This window comes from Chromobacterium haemolyticum (assembly GCF_002081825.1).
Taxonomy (GTDB): Bacteria; Pseudomonadota; Gammaproteobacteria; order Burkholderiales; family Chromobacteriaceae; genus Chromobacterium; species Chromobacterium fluminis.
Genome location: NZ_MUKU01000024.1, coordinates 51,004 through 71,152, shown reverse-complemented (window position 1 = coordinate 71,152; position 20,149 = coordinate 51,004). Strand labels below are relative to the sequence as shown.

General features: G+C 59.8%; 16 protein-coding genes. 1 reads left to right on the top strand and 15 read right to left on the bottom strand.

Annotated elements, in window-relative coordinates; all coding sequences use genetic code 11:
* Positions 1 to 250: hypothetical protein (locus B0T39_RS25900; RefSeq protein ID WP_217806267.1), on the top strand; the 250-nt coding region annotated here is incomplete at its 5' end.
* A gap of 180 nt (positions 251 to 430) precedes the next feature.
* Here the strand turns inward: B0T39_RS25900 and tssA are convergent.
* The 15 genes from tssA to B0T39_RS16795 all read right to left on the bottom strand — a co-directional run bounded on the left by tssA (position 431) and on the right by B0T39_RS16795 (position 20,134).
* Positions 431 to 1,522: a type VI secretion system protein TssA gene (tssA, locus tag B0T39_RS16865; RefSeq protein ID WP_081548603.1), complete on the bottom strand. Its 1,092-nt coding sequence runs from the start codon at positions 1,520 to 1,522 to the stop codon at positions 431 to 433.
* A gap of 33 nt (positions 1,523 to 1,555) precedes the next feature.
* The gene (locus tag B0T39_RS16860) at positions 1,556 to 1,819 is read right to left on the bottom strand and encodes a PAAR domain-containing protein (RefSeq protein ID WP_043641377.1); all 264 of its coding nucleotides are present in this window, start codon (positions 1,817 to 1,819) and stop codon (positions 1,556 to 1,558) included.
* A complete protein-coding gene (locus B0T39_RS16855; RefSeq protein ID WP_081548601.1) occupies positions 1,816 to 3,258 on the bottom strand; it encodes a hypothetical protein in 1,443 nt (480 codons plus the stop codon). Before B0T39_RS16855 ends, B0T39_RS16860 begins: the two co-directional genes overlap by 4 nt.
* 12 nt (positions 3,259 to 3,270) lie before the next feature.
* Positions 3,271 to 5,904 carry a type VI secretion system ATPase TssH gene (tssH, locus tag B0T39_RS16850; RefSeq protein ID WP_081548599.1) on the bottom strand — a complete coding sequence of 878 codons (2,634 nt, stop codon included), beginning with the start codon at positions 5,902 to 5,904 and terminating at the stop codon, positions 3,271 to 3,273.
* Between the two features lie 47 nt (positions 5,905 to 5,951).
* Positions 5,952 to 6,998: a type VI secretion system baseplate subunit TssG gene (gene tssG / locus B0T39_RS16845; RefSeq protein WP_254894582.1), complete on the bottom strand. Its 1,047-nt coding sequence runs from the start codon at positions 6,996 to 6,998 to the stop codon at positions 5,952 to 5,954.
* Positions 6,985 to 7,290, bottom strand: a complete 306-nt coding sequence (locus tag B0T39_RS16840; protein WP_043641385.1) for a hypothetical protein — start codon at positions 7,288 to 7,290, stop codon at positions 6,985 to 6,987. Before B0T39_RS16840 ends, tssG begins: the two co-directional genes overlap by 14 nt.
* Positions 7,291 to 7,297: 7 nt before the next feature.
* Positions 7,298 to 9,157: a type VI secretion system baseplate subunit TssF gene (gene tssF, locus B0T39_RS16835; RefSeq protein ID WP_081548597.1), complete on the bottom strand. Its 1,860-nt coding sequence runs from the start codon at positions 9,155 to 9,157 to the stop codon at positions 7,298 to 7,300.
* Between the two features lie 86 nt (positions 9,158 to 9,243).
* Entirely contained in the window at positions 9,244 to 10,404 is a 1,161-nt protein-coding gene (locus tag B0T39_RS16830) for a DUF6708 domain-containing protein (protein ID WP_081548595.1), read from the bottom strand.
* 46 nt (positions 10,405 to 10,450) lie between these two features.
* Entirely contained in the window at positions 10,451 to 11,593 is a 1,143-nt protein-coding gene (locus B0T39_RS16825) for a DUF6708 domain-containing protein (RefSeq protein ID WP_254894584.1), read from the bottom strand.
* Between the two features lie 103 nt (positions 11,594 to 11,696).
* The gene (locus tag B0T39_RS16820; protein ID WP_439896895.1) at positions 11,697 to 12,833 is read right to left on the bottom strand and encodes a DUF6708 domain-containing protein; all 1,137 of its coding nucleotides are present in this window, start codon (positions 12,831 to 12,833) and stop codon (positions 11,697 to 11,699) included.
* A 113-nt stretch (positions 12,834 to 12,946) separates the two neighbouring features.
* On the bottom strand, positions 12,947 to 14,110 hold the full coding sequence (locus B0T39_RS16815) for a DUF6708 domain-containing protein (RefSeq protein ID WP_081548589.1): 1,164 nt from the start codon (positions 14,108 to 14,110) through the stop codon (positions 12,947 to 12,949).
* A 46-nt stretch (positions 14,111 to 14,156) separates the two neighbouring features.
* Positions 14,157 to 15,320 carry a DUF6708 domain-containing protein gene (locus B0T39_RS16810; RefSeq protein WP_081548587.1) on the bottom strand — a complete coding sequence of 388 codons (1,164 nt, stop codon included), beginning with the start codon at positions 15,318 to 15,320 and terminating at the stop codon, positions 14,157 to 14,159.
* Between the two features lie 90 nt (positions 15,321 to 15,410).
* Entirely contained in the window at positions 15,411 to 16,571 is a 1,161-nt protein-coding gene (locus B0T39_RS16805; protein ID WP_081548585.1) for a DUF6708 domain-containing protein, read from the bottom strand.
* Between the two features lies 1 nt (position 16,572).
* Positions 16,573 to 19,140, bottom strand: coding sequence for a T6SS effector BTH_I2691 family protein (locus B0T39_RS16800; RefSeq protein ID WP_048415592.1), 2,568 nt, complete (start codon positions 19,138 to 19,140; stop codon positions 16,573 to 16,575).
* Between the two features lie 79 nt (positions 19,141 to 19,219).
* Entirely contained in the window at positions 19,220 to 20,134 is a 915-nt protein-coding gene (locus B0T39_RS16795) for a DUF4123 domain-containing protein (protein WP_081548583.1), read from the bottom strand.
* Positions 20,135 to 20,149: the final 15 nt, after the last annotated feature.

The window sequence follows — 20,149 nt, the reverse complement described above, 5'->3', positions numbered from 1 at the left end:
AAAGCATGCCGCCAGCGTTCAATCTGAGCCAGGATCAAACTCTTCAGTTCAATTCCAAGCAAATTTTCTGGCACGCAAGATCAAAGAAACATCAAGATATCTCTCGTCTTGCAGTGCAAGTGTTTGGTCATCGACCGAGCACTTACACCTATCGGTTATTCGTTTTGTTAAAGATCGGTGCAGATCGCTGCGTTTCGTTTCCGCCGCTGCGTTGTCTGCTGAGGAGGCGAACTATACGTCACCCCCCTAAACCCGTCAACACCTTTTGCAACAAAAACCTCAACAAAAGCGGGCCTCACAGGGCAAACCCTTGATGCGGCAACGAATATCCACAAAGGGTATTCACCGGCACCCCATCCTCGCCCCGCTGAACCATGAAAAACGGGCCGGCGCTTCGCCGGCCCGTATCGTTCCAGAGGCCTGAAATCGCTTATTCCTTCCTCACATCCAGCAGTTCTTGCAGCTGATTCAGCGTGGAATCGTCCTTGACCACATGCAGCAGCCATTCTTCCAAGCTCATCTCGGCCCAGCGCGCCGCGCGTTCGGCCAATAAGGCTACCGGGCTATGCGGTTCGTTGCTGCGAAAGTAACGGGCGACTTCGCTCAACATCTGCACCGCTTCCTGGCGGTTGCGGATCTGGCCGTTGAAGGCGACGGGCGCCGCCGAAGCGGCGGGAGTGGGCGCGCTATAGCTTTGGGTCACGGCTTTTCTTTCGACGACGGGTTCGACAGGAGCCGGCGTAACGCCGGCCGGCGCGGTTTGTTGACGGTAACGCAACACCAGGTCTTGGCAGGCGTAAATACCGTTGCGGATATCCGCCAGACTGGGCGCCTCTCCGCCGAAGCGCTGGTCCACTTGCTCGTCCAATGCTTCATAGCGGCCCAATGCCAGCACCAGGGCTTCCGCCTGGCTCTGGAACCAGGCGTGACCGGACAGGGTGGCGCTCTTTTCAAACTCGTCTCCGGAGAGCTTCCCCTCGGCGATGGCGGCGGCCTTGGCCTCGGCGTCTTTCAAGCCCAGGTTTTCCACGTCGCGCGATTGCTGCCAATCGTTCCAGCCGTAAGCGCCGAACTCCGGCTTCAGCAGCGGCACGCTGCGGATGGCCAGCCCCAGTTGCTGATTCAGCCATTCCAGCTTGCCGACGCGTTCGTCCAGGTCGTGCGGGTCCAGCTCCGGATAACCGCTCTCCCAGTATTGGCGCAGCCAGCCGTCCAGCGCGGCCAGGCCCAGGGTCAGCCCGGGAACGCCGTTGGCCTGGACTTGGGCTTCCGCGTACCAGACCAGCAATTGCAGGTCTTTGCTGTTTTGACTCAGCGCGTCCTCACACAAGCGAATGACTTTGGGCCATTCCGCCGTTTTGAGGGTTTGTTCCCAGTCGCCTTGCGACAAACCAGGGTCGTCGCTGCGGCGGGCCTCTCGAATCTGGTCGAAAAGCGTGGAGTAAGCCAGGTCCTCCCCCGCCGGCCAGCCGCCGGGGATGGGGACTAGCAATTGCTCCACTGTTTGCTCGATGTTTTCCATGCTTTGTGGCTTCTATATAGAGAGGTGTTGCGATCAGCCCTTGCCGACTTCCGGCATGGTGGAGATCAGCGAGGCGCCGCAGCTGACTTTATGGCCTTCCAGCGCCACCGGCTTGCCGCCGACTACCCAGCTGGGGTCGCCTTCCACGATGGTGCAGTTGACGTGCCCTTGCTGCGGGCAGGTGACCGCGTCGCCCAGGCAGGCGACCTGCTTGCCGAACAAGGTGGTGCTGGATGCGGCGCTGACGACTTTGCCACCATGATCGGTGGGGTCGCCCAAGCGGATCACGCGTTTCATGCTGTGGCCTCCTCGCGCGGCGGTCTGGCCATAGCCAGCGCCACATGATCGTTGCTGAATTGAGTAATGAGGGCCGGAGCGGCCAGGCGCGCGCTGTGGCTGACGGCGGCGGCGGCCAGCATGGCGTCGGCGGCGACGCCGACGTCGCCCCACTCCCGCGCCAGATTGCTGGCCTCGTCGATGGGGTGCAGCTCCACCGCGTGGCGGTTCAAGGCGCTGGCGATGGCGGCCAGGCGCACGCCGCCGGCGTCTACGTCGCCGCCGTTGTGCACCAGCCAGCCCAGGCTGGCCGCCTTATCGTTTTCCGGCTTGGCGTCCTCAGGACTGAACGGGTAGTCCAGCAGCGCGGCGTTGACCAAGGCGTTGTCCAGCACCAGTTGCAATTGCCGCGTCAGTTGCAAGGCGCGCTCCTGCGGCGCAGCGGCCGCGCTAGACTGGCCCAATTGGGCCAAGACCGGCAGCTCGGCCAGGCCGGCCTGATGACGGGCCGGCACCACGCCCCAACTGCCGCCCGCGCGGCTGAAGTCTTTTTCCCAATAAGGCTGATAAGGATCGGCGCCCTCGGCCACGGCGACGGGGCCCAAATCGGGCTCCGGCAATTGCTCGCGCAGAAACAGCAAGACGGCGACGGCCAGGCCCGGCTTGCCCAGCCAGCGCTGGCGCTCCGCCGTAGCGGGATCGCTCTCGTCCCACTGCTCTCCGCCCAACGTCAGCAAAGGCGCGTCGGCGCCCAGCATGATCACGCCCGGCAGATCCGGCTGCTGTTGCAGCAGCTGCCGTGCGCGGTCAGCCACCGTGCCGGTGCCGGCCCCCGCCAGGAAGCGAGCTTCCGGCGCCGGCCATTCGCCGTCGTCCAGCGTTTCAGCCATCGCTTCCGTCTGCCATTCCTTGACCGCGGCGATTTGCTCGATGCCGGATAGGCTGGGCACCACTTCCATCACCAGCGGCAGCCAGGCCGCGCCAGGCGCGATGGCGTAAAGCTCTCGCAGCGCCTCGGTCACATGAGGACGCAAGGCTTGCAGCGCTTCGTCGGCGTCGACGTCCGCCGCGTCCAGGCATGACCATAGACAGCCGTCCGGCGCTTCCGCCAGCCAACCAGGCTCGCCATTGGCCGGGACGGCGCGCGCCCACAGCCAGCGGCAGTCCACCACGGCCTGGCGTTCGCGCAGCTCGGCCAGATGCCGTTCGCGCGCGGCCTCGCGCGCGGACCGGCGCTCGGCCTCCGCCGCGGCCTCCTGACCCGCCTCTTCCTGCTTGGCGCGCTTTTCCTTCAGATAGCCCCATAGCTTGACGCCGGCGCTGAGCAACATAGGCGGCCCCAGGTGCAGTAGCAGAATGGCCGACGGGCTGATGCGCTGCCAGCTCTGCGGCAACACCAGCCACAGCAGCCCCCACCAGGCAACGGTGCTGATTCCGAACAGGCCCAACATTTTCCACATGGACGCGTTTCCTCAGCTCAGCCGCACTTTGACCTGCTCGCCCTTGAGCGAGACGGCGATCTTCTTCACCGGCTTGCCGCTGGCCATTCTCGCCAGCAAGTCGCTGGAGATCTGCGCCAGCAGGGTGCGGGTCAGGATGGCGTCGGCGTTGCGCGCGCCGCTGTCCACGTCCAGACAACGCGCCGCCATCTGTTCCGCCAGCTCTTCCGGGAACTCCACTTGCGCGCCGTGATTGTCGGCGATGCGCTGGCGGATCTTGTTCAGCTTGAGGCCGACGATGGCGCGCAGCACTTCGTCGCTGATCGGCAGATAGGGCACGATGGTCAGGCGGCCGAGGAAGGCCGGCTTGAACACGCTTTGCAAGGTGGGCCGCAGAATCTCCACCAGGTCTTCCGGCGTCGGGTCGCGGGTTTCGCCCTCGACGGTGACGCCGTGCTCGCAGGCGCGCATCACCAGATCGGAGCCGGCGTTGGAGGTCAGCAGGATGATGGTGTTCTTGAAATCGACTTCGCGGCCTTCGCTGTCTTCCAGCAGGCCTTTGTCGAAGACCTGGAAGAACAGCTCCATCACGTCCGGATGGGCCTTCTCCACCTCGTCCAGCAGCAGTACCGAGTAGGGCTTGCGACGCACCGCCTCGGTCAACACCCCGCCCTCGCCGTAACCAACATAGCCCGGCGGCGAGCCCTTGAGGCCGGACACGCTGTGCGCTTCCTGGTATTCCGACATATTGATGGTGATCAGATTGCGCTCGCCGCCGTACAAGGCCTCGGCCAGCGCCAGCGCGGTTTCGGTCTTGCCCACGCCGGACGGCCCCACCAGCAGGAACACGCCCTTGGGCTTGCCCGGGTCTTCCAGATTGGCCTTGGCGATCTGCACCCGCTCGGCGATCTGCTCCAAGGCGTGATCCTGGCCGATGACGCGCGCGCCCAGCAGCGAGGCCAGCTTCTGCACCTGTTCCAGCTCATTGCTGACCATGCGGCCCAGCGGGATGCCGGTCCAGCCGGAAATCACGTCGGCGATCACGCTCTCGTCCACGCACTCGAAGGCCAACGGCTGGTGCTTCTGCAATTCGCGCAGTGCCTTGCGCTTGGTTTGCAGCGGGCTGAGCTTCTTGCCCTTGGCCGGCTTGGCCTCGGCCTTCCGCTGTTTGAGCTCGTCGATTTCCGCGACCAGTTTTTGCTGTTCGTCCCAGGCGGCGTGCAGTTTCTCCAGATCCGCCTGCAGTTCGGCGCGCCGGGTTTCCAGCTCGGCGATGCGTTCGGCGTGGCCTTCTTCGCGCTGCAGCGCGGCCACTTCGCGGTCGATATTGTCTATCAGCACCGACACGTCCTCGATTGGCCCCGGCTTGCCGGCGCGCGACAGCGCCACGCGGGCGCAGGCGGTGTCGAGCACGCTGATGGCCTTGTCCGGCAGTTGGCGGCCTGCGATGTAGCGGCTGGACAGATGCACGGCGGCGGCCACCGCCTCGTTGAGGATTTCCACCTTGTGGTGTTCAGCCATCGCCGGGGTCAGGCCGCGCACCATTTGCACGGCGATTTCCGGCGCCGGCTCTTCCACCTTCACCACCTGGAAGCGGCGCGCCAGCGCCGCGTCTTTTTCAAAGTACTTTTTGTACTCGGCCCAGGTGGTGGCGGCGATGGTGCGCAGCTCGCCGCGCGCCAGCGCCGGTTTCAGCAAGTTGGCCGCGTCGTTCTGGCCGGCCGCACCGCCGGCGCCGATCAGGGTGTGGGCTTCATCGATGAACAGGATGATGGGCACCGGGCTGGCCTTGACCTCGTCTATCACCTGACGCAGGCGGTTTTCAAACTCGCCCTTTACGCTGGCCCCGGCCTGCAACAGGCCCAGGTCCAGGGTGCGCAGAGTGACGCCGGCCAACACCGGCGGTACTTCTCCGTGCACGATCTTGCGCGCCAGGCCTTCCACCACCGCGGTCTTGCCCACGCCCGGCTCGCCGGTGAGGATGGGGTTGTTCTGCCGGCGACGCATCAGGATGTCTATCATCTGACGGATTTCAACGTCGCGTCCCAGGATGGGGTCGATCTTGCCGGCCTTGGCCTGAGCAGTCAGGTCTATCGTGTATTTGTCCAGGGCCGGGCTGCCGCGCTTGCCGGCCGCGGGCGCGGCCATCGTCGGCTCCGCGCCGGCTTCGGCGGCCGGCGCGTTGGCAGAGGCCTCGCCGCCGTGCTGACGCAAGGCGGCGTAAGCGCCCTGCAGGCGGCCGGCATCCTGGCGCGCCAGCGCGGCGGAGCCGGACTGCAACGCGCCGCGCAGCGCCTCGTCCTGCCACAGCGCCAACAGCAGGTCCAGGGTGGATACATCGTCCTGCCCCTGTTCCGCGCTGGCCAGCAGCCAGGCTTTTTCCAGCCACTTGGGCAGCCAGGCGGACAGCACCGGGTTGCGGGTATTGCCGCTGCGGAACGCGTCCAGCGCGGCTTCCAGCTCGCGCTCGATGCGCGGCAGGTCCGCGCCCAGCGCGTGCAGCGCCGCCAGCGCGGCGTTGTTGTCCTGGTCGAACATCGCCAACAGCGCGTGTTCGATCTCGATTTCGAAATGCGTGCGCGCCAAGGCGCGGCTGGCCGCCTGCTCAATCGCCTGGCGGGCGGTGGGGGTCAGTCTGTCGATCAGGGCTTTCAGGGATACGGACATATCGTTCCAATACGCTCAAAATGAAAAGTCGATTTCGCTCGCGCCGCTCAATGCAGCAGCGCGTAGCGCATGTCTTCAGGATCTTGCTTTTGCGGGCCTAGCCAGCAATTGCCGCCCAGGCGCAAGTCCACCGGGCCGCCCAGCTGCGCCGCCGGCACGTCGCGCTTGTCCAGCACCAGGCTGACGTCGGCCGCCAGATTATGGCCGACGGCGAATTGCAGCAGCGCCTGCAAGGCCTGCGCGCCGGGGCCGCCGGGCAGCAGGGCTTCGAACTGGGCGCGGCGCATGCTGCCCAGCCGCAGTTGCAGCTTGGTCTGACGGTCCCAGACCCGGGCGCCGGCGAACAAGGACACGCCAAGCTCGCTCTCACGGTCGCCCAGCCGGCTTTGCTCCGTCGCCGGCACCTGCATCCATTGGCCGACGAACTGCCGCAGCTCGGCGTCCACGCCGAAAAAGCCCTGGATCAGGGTCTCCAGCGCCTGCGCCGACAAGGGCTTCTGGCTGAGCAAACCCGCGTAATAGATGAACAGGTTTTCGTCGAGGCTCGCGTCCGGCCCCATCTGCTTACGTAGCTGGGACAGGCCCAGGCCGCCCAGGTCCAGCAGATTGCGGGTGAAGCCGTCGCGCTCGCCGGCCTCCACTTCCAGCCAATAGCGGTATTTGCGCCAGGCGCCGAAAAACAAGGCGGTGGCGCGGTGGCTGAAAATGTCCAGGAAGGCGTGCAGCGATCCGTCCTTGTACTGCTGGCGACGTTCCAGCAGCAGCTCGGTATAGCTGGTTGGCAAGGCGCCGCTGGGCCCGGTCAGCCCGATGAAGCTGACCGTCATCTCGTCGGTGGCGTCCAGTTGTTCCGGCTCCTTGGCCGGCTGATAACGACACAGCTCGCTGGGCGGGAAAGACAACGAGGCCAACGAACGGAAGCGCAGGCTGGCCGGCAGCCGGCCGCGGCGCTCGCCGCGCTTGCGCGCGGACAAGCCCAGGATGCGTACCGCCTGGAAAAACCCGAACTGGCTGGCGTCACGCGCCAGCTCCAGCTTCAGATCACGCGGCTTGCGTTGGGCCGCGGCCCGCAGAGCCCTGTCATTGGCGCTCATGATCCACCCCCAACCGGCTGCGGCGACGCATCACCCACAGGCCAAACACCAGCCCGGTGATCAAACCCAACACGCCGCCCGGCGCAAACAGCAGGATGCCATAGCCCGCCATCGGTCCCGAGCCGTTCACCAGTTCCAAACCGCCCATGATCACCATCGCCAGCGGCAACATGAGACACATCACCCAATCTATCGCCGGGCCGCGCAGCCGCAAGCCCTCCTCAGAGGACAGCGAGTAGTACAGCAATTGGCAAAAGCTGGGCGCCAGCAGCGAAGCGATCAATATTTCCATGGCATCCTCAAATCACCAAGGCCTCGCCGGCTCGGGCTGGCCATGAGGCTACCTCCTCGTCTTGTTGAACCGCATGTACCCGCAGGCGGGTGAAGCTATTGGGCGCGCAATACAGCGCGAAGAAACGCTCCAGCACCGCGGCGAACAGATAAACGCTGCCGCCGACGTAGTAATCCGGGTCCAGCGTCAGGCGGATTTCGCTGCCGCGCACAAAACCGCTGAAATCGCGGCCGGACACGCGGGCCACCGCCGGCTGGCTCTCAATTCCCACCACGCCCTGGATCTGGCGCACGTTCACCGGGGAATCGGTCAGGTTGTACAGGGCCAGCATTTCCTGCAAGGCGGCGCAACCGGAATCCACGATGGACATGTAGTTAAGCGATAAATGCGACACCAGCCGCCACTGCACCGCGCGGCCCAGCGGGCAGCGCTGGCTGGCGCTGGGCTTGCGCAACAAGCGCACGCGCTTGACCACGGAATGGCCGGGCAGGGAAAAATCCGTCCGCTGGGTGGACTGGCTGCCGCCAAACGGAATCTGCTCCGGCAGATCGCGGTTGCTGCACAGCAGCTCCAGGCTCAGCACCTCGGTGGCCGGCCGCACCGCGTTGAACTCCAGGTCCGCCAGATGCAGCTCCAAATCAGTGCCCTTGTCGCTCTGGCGCGGCGACGGCTCCCGGCTGGCGTGCCAATAAAAGCGCGGCGCCTTCTTTTCGCTGCCGTGGCGTATCGCGTAAAACGGCGGCACCTCCTCGCTGCTTTCGCCGTCGCCGGATTTCTCCACCCTCACCACGCGCTTGATCTGGATCGCCTCGTAAGCCTGCTGCTTGCGCGCGTCCACCAGCACCGGGTAACTGGCTTTCTGGTGGGTCACGCGGATGGGCTCGCCCGGCTGGGTGAACAGGTTGACGATGGGCGTGCAGCCCAGCTTCAGGTGCTGGGCCTGCAACTGGGTCTGCAGCCGGTTGTGGCGCTCGCTGTCCGGGTATTCGTCCAGCAGCAGGCGCAGCACCAGCTTCTCGCCATCCAGCCGCGCCGCCGCCTTGTCCAGCTGCAGCAGATCGACGAACAGGAATTTGTCCGGATAGCAGAAGTACTCGGTCAGCAGCCGATAGCCCATGAAGGAGCGCTCGTCGTAGTCCAGCAGGCCCTCGTCGCGGCCGAAGCCCACCGCCCGCAGGCTGCTCGCCGGCAGTTTGCGCGTGCGCGCCGGGTCTTCGCTGCCGTCGCCCACGCTGACGCTCTGGACATTGGACAGCAGCATCTCGTACAGCAAGTGCATCAGCGCCGGTTCGCCGTCCAGGAAGAAGCGCAGCGATTGCAGGCCGATGGCGTTGACCGCCAGGCCGCCGTGGGTGTGGAACTCCAGCGTCAGCACCGCCGCCGCGTCCGGCGCCAGCTGGCGCAGATAGGGCGAGCCGCTGGTCAGCTCCAGCTTGGCCTCGGTCAGCGACAGCGGATACAGGTCCACCGGATAGGCGCTGCGGAATTTGCACACCACGCCCTGCATCGCCGGCGCGTGCACCGGCTGGCCGCGTTCCACCCGGTAGCGCTTGGCGATTTCCGGCCGCTGCGGATCGCATTCGAACTGCACGATGGTGGCCGAGGGAATCGGCTGCAGATAGTGCGGATACAGCACATTGAGGAAGCTGGCCGCCACCTCCGGATATTCGTCGTCCAGCTTCTTGTGGATGCGCGCGGCCAGGAAGGCGAAGGACTCGATCAGCCGCTCGGTGTGCGGGTCTTCGCACTGGTCGCCTTCCATTTGCAGGCGGCCGGCGATCTTGGGATAGCGGCGCGCGAACTCGCCGGACAGCTGACGCAGATGTCCGAGTTCGCGTTCGTAATACGGCAATAAGGATTCAAGCATTAAGGCTCACGCGCAATTCATCAAATATTCATTTCAGCAGGCGAGCGCCGCCCGCCCTGTTTTAGTGTTTGTGCCCGGCCAAGTCTTCAACCGGCCCAATACCGCAGCGGCAAACGCCAGTCCAGGCCATGCCGCCAGGCGTAGTACAGCCACAAGCCCACGGCGGTATACAGCAGCGGCAGCAGGTTGTAAGCCAGCAGTTCCAGCCAGGAACGCAGTTCCGACTCCCCGCTCGCTTGCCGGATCGCCTTGGGGAAGCGGCCCTCGTAGCTCAACAGCAGCGAGGCGTAATGACCCAGGCCCCAGATCACGAACACCGGCGTCAACGCCAGGCGTAGCCACAAAAAGCTACGACCCAGATCGAAACCGCCCGGCAGGCTCAGCCGCGACACCGTCCACATGCTGCTCAAGGGGTTGGGCCACTTGCTGCACGGCCGTTTCGGCGCCGGCACCGCGTCCGCGCCGTCTTCCATGAAGCGGCGGATATATTCCCAGAACGACAGCAAGTGCTGGTAGTCGCGGCTAGGCAGCCCCAGAAAGGCACCATCCACCCCCAGCGGGCTATGCGGATTGTCGGTAGACTCCGCCCGCGCCGCCAAGACCAGCATGCCGCCTATGCCCTGATGATTCGGCATGTTCTTGGGCAGGCCAACATCAATCATCTCCCAGTCATAGGCTTTGACACCACCCAAAAAACCGGGCCGTAATAAATAGACTTTGCGCGTTTGGCGGTTGAAGCGCACCACCAGTCGGCGCATGGTGAAAGCTTCTAAATGCCACATTGCAAATAAAAATCGCCAAAAAACATAAGCCACGCCAGCTAGAAAAAAATAGCTAAACCCTGCAACCAATATTGCCTCTACATCAATAGAATCACCACTAACCTGCAGCCCCGTCGACGCCATCATATAAGTTGCAAATATGACAAAAACACCCCAAGGCACAACCCCATAAAGTAAAGCTCCAAATATTAGCGTCAGCAGCCCCCTTTTATCATCATTATAAGTACAAACATCCAAATAACCGTCAGTTTTTCTATAAACAGAGCCGTTATCATCTAGCAATTCAGATCGACTCTCTTTCACATCAATTTCAAGGGCATCCGGATCATATCTCACGCCCCGTGCCCACATTTTTTTGGCGTCTTCCTTATTCTCTTCGGCAATGTCTTTTTGAATCTCATCAAACCAGGAACCTGGCTTATGTTTGCGCCGCCCCATCGCCAGCGACCATTCCAAAAAATACATAAGCCTCTCTTCCTGTTTTCAAATCGCCATCATCATCCGGCTTTGCCTATAGCCCCAAATAAGACAGCGGCAAACGCCAGTCCAGACCGTGCCGCCAGGCGTAGTACAGCCACAAGCCCACGGTGGTATACAGCAGCGGCAGCAGGTTGTAAGCCAGCAGTTCCAGCCAGGAACGCAGTTCCGACTCCCCGCTCGCTTGTCGGATCGCCTTGGGGAAGCGGCCCTCGTAGCTCAACAGCAGCGAGGCGTAATGGCCCAGGCCCCAAATCACGAACACCGGCGTCAACGCCAGGCGCAACCACAAGAAGCTGCGCCCCAGATCGAAACCGCCCGGCAGGCTCAGCCGCGACACCGTCCACATGCTGCTCAAGGGGTTGGGCCACTTGCTGCGCAGCCGCTTCGGTGCCGGCGCCGCGTCCGCGCCGTCCTCCATGAAGCGGCGGATATATTCCCAGAACGACAGCAAATGCTGATAGTCCCGGCTCGGCAAGCCCAGGAAGGCGCCATCCACGCCAAAATCCCGATAAGGATTTTCGTTCTCTTTAGTCTTAACCGCCAATACCAGCATGCCGCCTATGCCTTCATGATTCGGCATGTTTTTTGGCAAAATGGCGTCAACCTCTTCCCAGTCATAGGCCTTGACCCCGCCCAAAAAACCAGGTCGCAACAAATAGACTTTGCGCGTTTCTCGATTGAAACGCACCATTAAGCGGCGCATAGTGAAAGCCTCTAAACGCCATACACCAAATAGATAACGAGCAAAAACATAAGTAACTGGCAACAAGACTCCCACACTAACCAGAAGAACTAGAATATACCCAACATCGAGAGCATCGCCGTTGATAGCCACACCCTTGTCAATAATTGACCACCACTGTGCAATATCTCCGATCCACCAAGGAATTAAACCATAAACCAACACACCAAAAGCTAACGTTAGCAAGCCGCGCTTATCATCGTTATAGGTACACACATCTAAATAGGATTTTGTCTTTCGGTAGATCCCTCCATTATCATCCACCTCTTCGGAACGGCTTTCATGGATATCCGACTCTTTCGTAGTCAGCAAATGCCCTAAGCCTTGAGCGAAAAGCTTTTTCTCATGCTTTTTCTCACGCTCGGCATTTTTCTTTTGCTGCTCATCCCATATCGATCCAGGCTTGTAGCGCTTGTGGTCCAAGACCACCATCCATTCCAATAAATACACAACTCTCGCCCCATGCTTGAGACACACGCGAACTAGCTCACAGCTTGCCCATTACTGAGCGCCACAGCCTTAAAGGGCCAACCACTTAAACGCCCAAGTACTGCAAAGGCAAACGCCAGTCCAAACCGTGTCGCCAGGCGTAGTACAGCCACAAGCCCACGGCGGTATACAGCAGCGGCAGCAGGTTGTAAGCCAGCAGTTCCAACCAGGAACGCAGTTCCGATTCCCCGCTCGCTTGCCGGATCGCCTTGGGGAAGCGGCCCTCGTAGCTCAACAGCAGCGAGGCGTAATGGCCCAGGCCCCAGATCACGAACACCGGCGTCAACGCCAGGCGCAGCCACAAAAAGCTGCGACCCAGATCGAAACCGCCCGGCAGGCTCAGCCGCGACACCGTCCACATGCTGCTCAAGGGGTTGGGCCACTTGCTGCGCAGCCGCTTCGGCGCCGGCACCGCGTCCGCGCCGTCCTCCATGAAGCGGCGGATATATTCCCAGAACGACAGCAAATGCTGGTAGTCCCGGCTCGGCAAACCGAGGAAGGCGCCGTCCACGCCAAAATCCCGATAAGGATTTTCGTTTTCTTCGGTCTTAACCGCCAATACCAGCATGCCGCCTATGCCTTCATGATTCGGTATGTCTTTTGGCAAAATGGCATCGATGGCTTCCCAATCATAGCTCTTGACCCCTCCCAAAAATCCAGGCCGCAACAAATACACTTTTCGCGTTTCTCGATTGAAGCGTACTACTAAGCGACGCATAGTAAATGCTTCTAAATGCCATATTTTAAATAAAAAACGGCAAAACACATAGGCTACACCGGCCAGAAAAACATAGCTAAGCCCCGCAACCAATATCGCCTCCAAGTCAATAGAATCCCCGCTAACTTGCAGCCCTGTCGACAACATTACATAAGTTGCAAACACAATAAAAACACCCCAAGGAACAACCCCATATGACAAAACACCCAATATTAAAGTAAGCAACCCTCTCTTATCATCATTATAAGTACACACATCCAGATAGGTACTTGTCTTTCGGTAGATCCCTCCATTATCATCCACCTCTTCGGAACGGCTTTCATGGATATCCGACTCTTTCGTAGTCAGCAAATGCCCTAAGCCTTGAGCGAAAAGCTTTTTCTCATGCTTTTTCTCATGCTCGGCATTTTTCTTTTGCTGCTCATCCCATATCGAACCAGGCTTGTAGCGCTTGTGGTCCAGCACTACCATCCACTCTAATAAGTACACAGCCCTCGCCTCATGCTTAAGACACACATTACTAGCTCACGGCTTGCCCATTGCGGAGTGCAACAATCGAATCTAAAGGGGACGATGATTTAAACGCCCATATACTGCAAGGGCAAACGCCAGTCCAGGCCATGCCGCCAGGCGTAGTACAGCCACAAGCCCACGGCGGTATACAGCAGCGGCAGCAGGTTGTAAGCCAGCAACTCCAGCCAGGAACGCAGTTCCGACTCCCCGCTCGCTTGCCGGATCGCCTTGGGGAAGCGGCCCTCGTAGCTCAACAGCAGCGAGGCGTAGTGACCCAGGCCCCAAATCACGAAGACCGGCGTCAGCGCCAGGCGCAACCACAAGAAGCTGCGCCCCAGATCGAAACCGCCCGGCAGGCTCAGCCGCGACACCGTCCACATGCTGCTCAAGGGATTCGGCCACTTGCTGCGCAGCCGCTTCGGCGCCGGCGCCGCGTCCGCGCCGTCCTCCATGAAGCGGCGGATATATTCCCAAAACGACAGCAAATGCTGATAGTCCCGGCTCGGCAAACCAATAAAAGCGCCATCCACACCCAGTGGGCTGTGCGGGTTGTCGGTAGACTCCGCCCGCGCCGCCAGCACCAGCATGCCGCCTATGCCCTGATGATTCGGCATGTCCTTGGGCAGGCCAACATCGATCATGTCCCAGTCGTAGGCTTTGACGCCGCCCAAAAAGCCAGGCCGCAATAAATAGACTTTGCGCGTCACCCGATTGAAGCGTACAACCAATCGGCGCATAGTAAAGGCTTCCAAATGCCAAACACGCGCCAAATATCGTAAAAAAAAGTAACAAATCAAAGGAGTAACGATAACTGTGCCTAAAAAAGCAAACCAGTAGCCACCATCTAAGTAAAGCACATCTCCGGAGCTATCTTTGCCTTCAATCAGCTCTGATAACATCAGAACAAACAAATCCACAAGGAGAAATATTGCATAACAAAATGTTGAGAAAACCAGAGTCAGCAACCCTCTTTTATCATCATTGTAAGTACAAACATCCAAGTAGTTATCAGTTTTCTGATAAATAGATTCATTATCACTTAGCTGCTCAGACCTACTCTCTTTTACATCAACCTCACGGGCATCTGGATCATAATGCACGCCCCGTGCCAGCATTTTTTTTGCATCTTTTTTATTGTCTTCGACAATATCTTTTTGAATTTCATCAAACCAGGATCCAGGCTTATGCTTGCGCCGCCCCATCGCCAGCGACCATTCCAAAAAGTACATAAGCCTCTCTTCCTGTTTTCAAATCGCCATCATCATCCGGCTTTGCCTATAGCCCCAAATAAGACAGGGGCAAACGCCAGTCCAGACCGTGTCGCCAGGCGTAGTACAGCCACAAGCCCACGGCGGTATACAGCAGCGGCAGCAGGTTGTAAGCCAGCAGTTCCAGCCAGGAACGCAGTTCCGATTCCCCGCTCGCTTGCCGGATCGCCTTGGGGAAGCGGCCCTCGTAGCTCAACAGCAGCGAGGCGTAATGGCCCAGGCCCCAAATCACGAACACCGGCGTCAACGCCAGGCGCAACCACAAGAAGCTGCGACCCAGATCGAAACCGCCCGGCAGGCTCAGCCGCGACACCGTCCACATGCTGCTCAAGGGATTCGGCCACTTGCTGCGCAGCCGCTTCGGCGCCGGCACCGCGTCCGCGCCGTCCTCCATGAAGCGGCGGATATATTCCCAGAACGACAGCAGATGCTGGTAGTCCCGGCTTGGCAAGCCGAGGAAGACGCCGTCCACTCCAAAATCCCGATAAGGATTTTCGTTTTCTTCCGTCTTAACCGCCAATACCAGCATGCCGCCTATGCCCTCATGATTCGGTATATTTTTGGGCAAAATGGCATCGACTTCCTCCCAGTCATAAGCCTTAACCCCGCCCAAAAAACCAGGCCGCAACAAATAGACTTTGCGCGTCACCCTATTGAAACGGACCACCAATCGACGTTTGGTAAAGGCTTCTAAACGCCAAGCCTTTAGCAAATAACGAAAGAAACAGCCCCAAACTACAGGAGTGATAACTGCAAACCCTACAAAACCAATCCAAAAATCCAAATCTGGCTCAAAGTCGAACCCAAAACTATCTTTACCAGTTATTAGCTGAAAAATGAGAAAACCTAAAATATAAGTACAGGTATATAATCCATAGCAAATCACGCTAAACAGAAGGGTCAGTAAGCCTCTCTTATCATCATTGTAAGTACAGACATCCAAATAGGCACTCGTTTTTCGGTAGATAGAGCAATTGTCATCCACCACCTCTGAACGACTTTCACGAATATCCGACTCCTTCGTAGTCAGCAAATGCCCCAGGCCTTGGGAGAACAGCTTTTTCTCGTGTTTTTTCTCACTCTCGGCATTTTTCTTTTGCTGCTCATCCCATATTGAACCAGGTTTATAGCGCTTGTGGTCCAGCACTACCATCCATTCTAATAAATACACAGCCTTCGCCCTCCTGCTTGAGACACACATTACAAGCTCATGGCTTGCCCATTGCGGAGTATCACAGGCTATCTCAAAGGGGTCGACGATTTAAACGCCCAAGTACTGCAAAGGCAAACGCCAATCCAGACCATGCCGCCACGCGTAGTACAGCCACAGGCCCGCAGCGGTATACAGCAGCGGCAGCAGGTTGTAAGCCAGCAACTCCAGCCAGGAACGCAGCTCCGACTCCCCGCTGGCCTCTCGAATCGCCTTGGGGAAGCGGCCCTCGTAGCTCAACAGCAGCGAGGCGTAATGGCCCAGGCCCCAGATCACGAACACCGGCGTCAACGCCAGGCGTAGCCACAAAAAGCTGCGCCCCAGATCGAAACCGCCCGGCAGGCTCAGCCGCGACACCGTCCACATGCTGGTCAAGGGGTTGGGCCACTTGCTGCGCAGCCGCTTCGGCGCCGGCACCGCGTCCGCGCCGTCCTCCATGAAGCGGCGAATATATTCCCAGAACGACAGCAAATGCTGGTAGTCCCGGCTCGGCAAGCCCAGGAAGGCGCCATCCACGCCAAAATCCCGATAAGGATTTTCGTTTTCTTCCGTCTTAACCGCCAATACCAGCATGCCGCCTATACCCTCATGATTCGGCATATTTTTTGGCAAAATGGCGTCAACTTCCTCCCAGTCATAAGCTTTGACCCCGCCCAAAAAACCAGGTCGCAACAAATAGACTTTGCGCGTTTCTCTATTGAATCGCACCATCAATCGGCGCACAGTAAAAGCCTCTAAACGCCAAGCCTTTATTAAATAACGAAAAAAAACAAAATACAACAATGGAACAACGACACTAAATGCTACCAAAGGAAAAATCAAACTAGAGAGAGAAACGACCTCTCCACTCTCATCAAGTCCTGTTACAGCTTGCCGCAAAATAAAAACCAAAAAATCAACTCCACCTATAAGATAAAGACAAACTACTCCCATAAGTAAAGTGATCAAACCTCGTTTATCATCGTTGTAAGTACAAACATCCAAGTAAGCCTTTGTCTTACGGTAGATAGATCCATTGTCATCCACCACCTCTGAACGGCTTTCATGGATATCCGACTCTTTCGCCGTCCGCAAATGCCCTAGGCCTTGAGCGAACAGTTTTTTCTCATGTTTTTTTTCACGCTCGGCATTCTTCTTTTGTTGCTCATCCCATATCGATCCAGGTTTGTAGCGCTTGTGGTCCAAGACCACCATCCATTCCATCAGATACATCTCACTTTACCTCCAAGACGGCAGCATCCAAAGCCGCACCCTCTTCCACCGCGCTACCAAAACCCGCGGCCTTTCTATCCTTGCGCAGGCAGGATTTGTCACACCAGCTTTCCAACGCATTATCGCTAAACAACCAGATCGCCACAGTCAAACCTATGCCTACCACAGTGAATAAACGTGCGCCACGCAGTAGCAATAAGGCAATACGCTCCCCTGCCGCAAATTTGCTGACATTAAGCATCCCTTGCAATAAAGTCCGACCAAAATCACTTGTTGCACGTTTGAGCAACCACTCCAAAAATGGCCCAGAGGCTCCTAAGGCAATTCCGACACCAACCACGGCTCCAGAAGTGGAGACAATACCTCTAAGGAAATACACGGTTGCCAAATTAATATTTTTGGACTTTGCATCGTTAGCATTATCAAAGTCTACAATCGCACCAATTACACCCGCCACCGTACCCAAGCCGCCGGAAGCCAGCTTCAAGGCGCCGACGCCCACCTTGCTACCGCTGATCAGCGCCGGGTTGCGGCTCTCGCCTATCTTCTCGCAGACGCTGCCGGTCAGCTCCAGCATCACCGCGCCCAGGCCCAAGGCGGCCGCAGTCAGCTCCCAGGCCTCGCGCTGCGCCGGCTTTTCCCCCAGCTTGCCGGCCTTCATCATCACATTCATCATTTCCAGCATCGCCACCACCGAGCCGAAACGCAGGCCGTTCATGCTGTTGGATTTGCTGGCCGCGGTCAGCAGCTTATTGATCTGATTGCGCTGGGCCTTGGCCGCCGCCACGCTCTTGGCATCGAAGGCGTTGGGATTGGGGTAGGCCGCCGCCAGATCCTTGTTCATGATCTTGCCCAGCGACAGCGACAGCAGCCGGTGGACCACGCCGGCGCGCAGCACCTGCTTGTCCAGCAGCTTGCCGCCCGGCATCCGCGCCAGCCCGGCGTGGCCCAGTTGCAACAGCAGCAGGTTGACGCCGCCCAGGTGGGCGGTGCTGACGCCGCTGACATGGGCGACGGTTTCCAGCTTCTCGGCCAGGTCCTTGACCTTGGACCAGACATCGCTGATGCCCTTGCCGGCCTCCTGTATTTTTTCATACGGGGACAGCGCGTCGCTGAGCCCGCCTTTCGCCACATAGGCCTCGGTCGCGGTCTTATAGTTCAGCATTGCGGCTTTGAACACCATCGCGCTGGGCTTCAGGTCTTTTTGCTCGACCTGCTTGATCAGCCATTCCTGACCAATGTCGCAGCTATTGAGGCCGTGCACGCAAAAACCGACCTGCCCGGCGAAAGCGACGCCGCTCTCAAAGTGCTGGTCATCGTAAAACCCCAGGGTGTCGTGCAATAGCGGCGCGTTCAGCCACTGCATCAAGTCTTGCGCCCGCTCCTGGTTTTTCTGGTCGCAAACGTCGCCCAGCGCCTCGAAGCTCTTGAGCACCGCGTTGTAGGACGACTTGGGCCACAAACGCTTGCCATATTTCTCCCAAGCACCATCCCCTATACCCTTGGCGTACTTGCGCCGCCATTCCTGCTTTTTGCTTTCGTACTCTTCCCGGTTCTTGTAGATACTGTCATACGGGATGCCTCTCAAATCTGGAGCCCGGAACTTTGGGTTGTTTTTCGCCTCCTTGGCCAAGTCATCCAGGGCCACCCCCAGTTTGGGTTCGCGCCGACTGATGGCGCCGTTGCGCACCTGCTCCTCCGCAGCGTTGACCGAGCGGATGATGGCCATCAGTTGCTCGTTCTTGTAATTGGCGAACACGGTGCTCTCCGCCGCCATCACCGTGCAGAGCCGGGCGATGGACAGATTGCGCCAGCTGTTCAGTTCCTGGGCCAGACCCAGCGGGTCGTGCAAGACGATGGCCATGCCCTTTTTATTGAGCAGTTCCACGCCCAGGTTTTTCAGCCGCCCGGTATAGGGGTAAGGCTCATTCTTGACCAGCTTGGCTTCCGCGCCGAAGAAGGGGTGCATGTGGTTGTTGAAGCGCGGGGCCAGCTTGCGCTCGCCGCCTTCGATGGAGCGGAATTCCACCACCTTGGAGCGCAGGTCGCCCGGCTGCAGCGCATGCGGCTGCGTCACGGCCTTGGCCTGGAATTTTTGCAGCTTGTTATGCAGCTTGCTGTCGGATTCGATCTTGCTCAGCGCGGCCTTGGACAGCGGGTCCGGCAGGAACAGCACGCGGAATTCGCTGACATCCTGCGCTTTCTCGATGGAGATCATCGAGGCGTTGATGTCGTCGCCCTTGGTGGTGCAGGTGAACGGCGGGGGCTGCACCGCGTCGCCCAAGGCGATTCTGGCGATGTAGCCCTGGTGATTGACCGCCCAGGCGCTCTCCCATTTGAGTTTGCCCGAACGCTTGGTCATCACGTACAGATAACCTTGGCGCAGCATGCGGACGGTGTAGGCGGCGGTGCGCAGCTTCTTGTCCGCCACGCCCTGGCCCAGGGTGCCGCTGAGTTCCGGAAACTCGGCGTGCCCCTCCTCGCTCGCCGCCACCGCATAGCGCAGCGGCAGCAGCATCAGCCCGGTCTTGCCGCAAAATTTGTTACCGCAGGGGGTTTTAGTGCTCACTTGATTGATTCCAGGTTTTCCGACGCTGCTTTGCGCCAACTTGCCTCAGGCTTTACTCCGACGATATTGGCCGCCGTCATCACGCCAACGGCGGCTGACTTGGCTTGTTCCAAAACTCCGCGCCGGCGAACAGCAGCCACTCCGTCAAGGTCGGGGCTCTGTCCTGCCGGTACTGCTCCAACTCCGCCGCCACGTTCGGGTAGCGCTCCTCGCAATCCCGCCCCAGCAGCCACCACAGCGCGACGCAGCCCGCGGCCTCATCCTCAGTGTCCACCCAGGGCAAGGCCGCCGCTTCTCGCAGCCACTGCAAGGCCAGCGGAAAGTCCGGCCACTGCGCCGCCACCGTGTCGGGATGGAGTTCGCTCAAGCCCGCCACCGTGCGCAGCAGCTTGTGGTAATGCGCGGCCCAGTCCAGCCGCGCCCAGTGCTCGGCGCGCAGCGACACCGCGCTGGCGCGGCCCTTGGCTTCGTCTATCGCCATATGCCGATACGCGGCCGGATGGGCCGGATAGCACCAATGATCGATAGGCCCCAGCAACTGATTCTTGTCCTCGCCGCTCAGGCTCTGGTCCAACAGGCTCGTAATCCTGGGGTCGTAGTAACGCAGATGATGTTGCCGTCCATCGGGATGCGGCTGGGCGAACAGGCGCTTCAAATGCCTAGCCACCTGCTCCGCCGGCTGCGCGGACCGAAGCCAAGCGCTGACCATGACGGCGCCGCCCTTGCGCAGCGAGTCGCCGATGTCGTCGGTCCCCCGACTTAGCCAGGCCTGGCGCTCCTCCGGTCCAAAGTCCACGGTTTGCGCCAGGTCTATCAGCAGCGGCGCCTGTTCCGGCGCATGGGCAAAAAACGCGTCGTTCAACACCGTGACCGCGGGCTCCGGAAAACAGGCCGCCAACTGCTCCGACGCCAGCGGGTCGCCCAGAGTCCGGTCCAACAGCAGATACCAGCCTTCCGGCGCATCCGCCTGCAAAATTTCATGCAAAGCCTGCATATGTCTAATCTCTCA

Coding starts and splice junctions, on each gene's coding strand:
- tssA (WP_081548603.1), bottom strand. CDS start 1,522: ATGGAAAACATCGAGCAAACAGTGGAGCAATTGCTAGTCCCCATCCCC.
- B0T39_RS16860 (WP_043641377.1), bottom strand. CDS start 1,819: ATGAAACGCGTGATCCGCTTGGGCGACCCCACCGATCATGGTGGCAAA.
- B0T39_RS16855 (WP_081548601.1), bottom strand. CDS start 3,258: ATGTGGAAAATGTTGGGCCTGTTCGGAATCAGCACCGTTGCCTGGTGG.
- tssH (WP_081548599.1), bottom strand. CDS start 5,904: ATGTCCGTATCCCTGAAAGCCCTGATCGACAGACTGACCCCCACCGCC.
- tssG (WP_254894582.1), bottom strand. CDS start 6,998: ATGAGCGCCAATGACAGGGCTCTGCGGGCCGCGGCCCAACGCAAGCCG.
- B0T39_RS16840 (WP_043641385.1), bottom strand. CDS start 7,290: ATGGAAATATTGATCGCTTCGCTGCTGGCGCCCAGCTTTTGCCAATTG.
- tssF (WP_081548597.1), bottom strand. CDS start 9,157: ATGCTTGAATCCTTATTGCCGTATTACGAACGCGAACTCGGACATCTG.
- B0T39_RS16830 (WP_081548595.1), bottom strand. CDS start 10,404: ATGTATTTTTTGGAATGGTCGCTGGCGATGGGGCGGCGCAAACATAAG.
- B0T39_RS16825 (WP_254894584.1), bottom strand. CDS start 11,593: ATGGTGGTCTTGGACCACAAGCGCTACAAGCCTGGATCGATATGGGAT.
- B0T39_RS16815 (WP_081548589.1), bottom strand. CDS start 14,110: ATGTACTTTTTGGAATGGTCGCTGGCGATGGGGCGGCGCAAGCATAAG.
- B0T39_RS16805 (WP_081548585.1), bottom strand. CDS start 16,571: ATGTATCTGATGGAATGGATGGTGGTCTTGGACCACAAGCGCTACAAA.
- B0T39_RS16795 (WP_081548583.1), bottom strand. CDS start 20,134: ATGCAGGCTTTGCATGAAATTTTGCAGGCGGATGCGCCGGAAGGCTGG.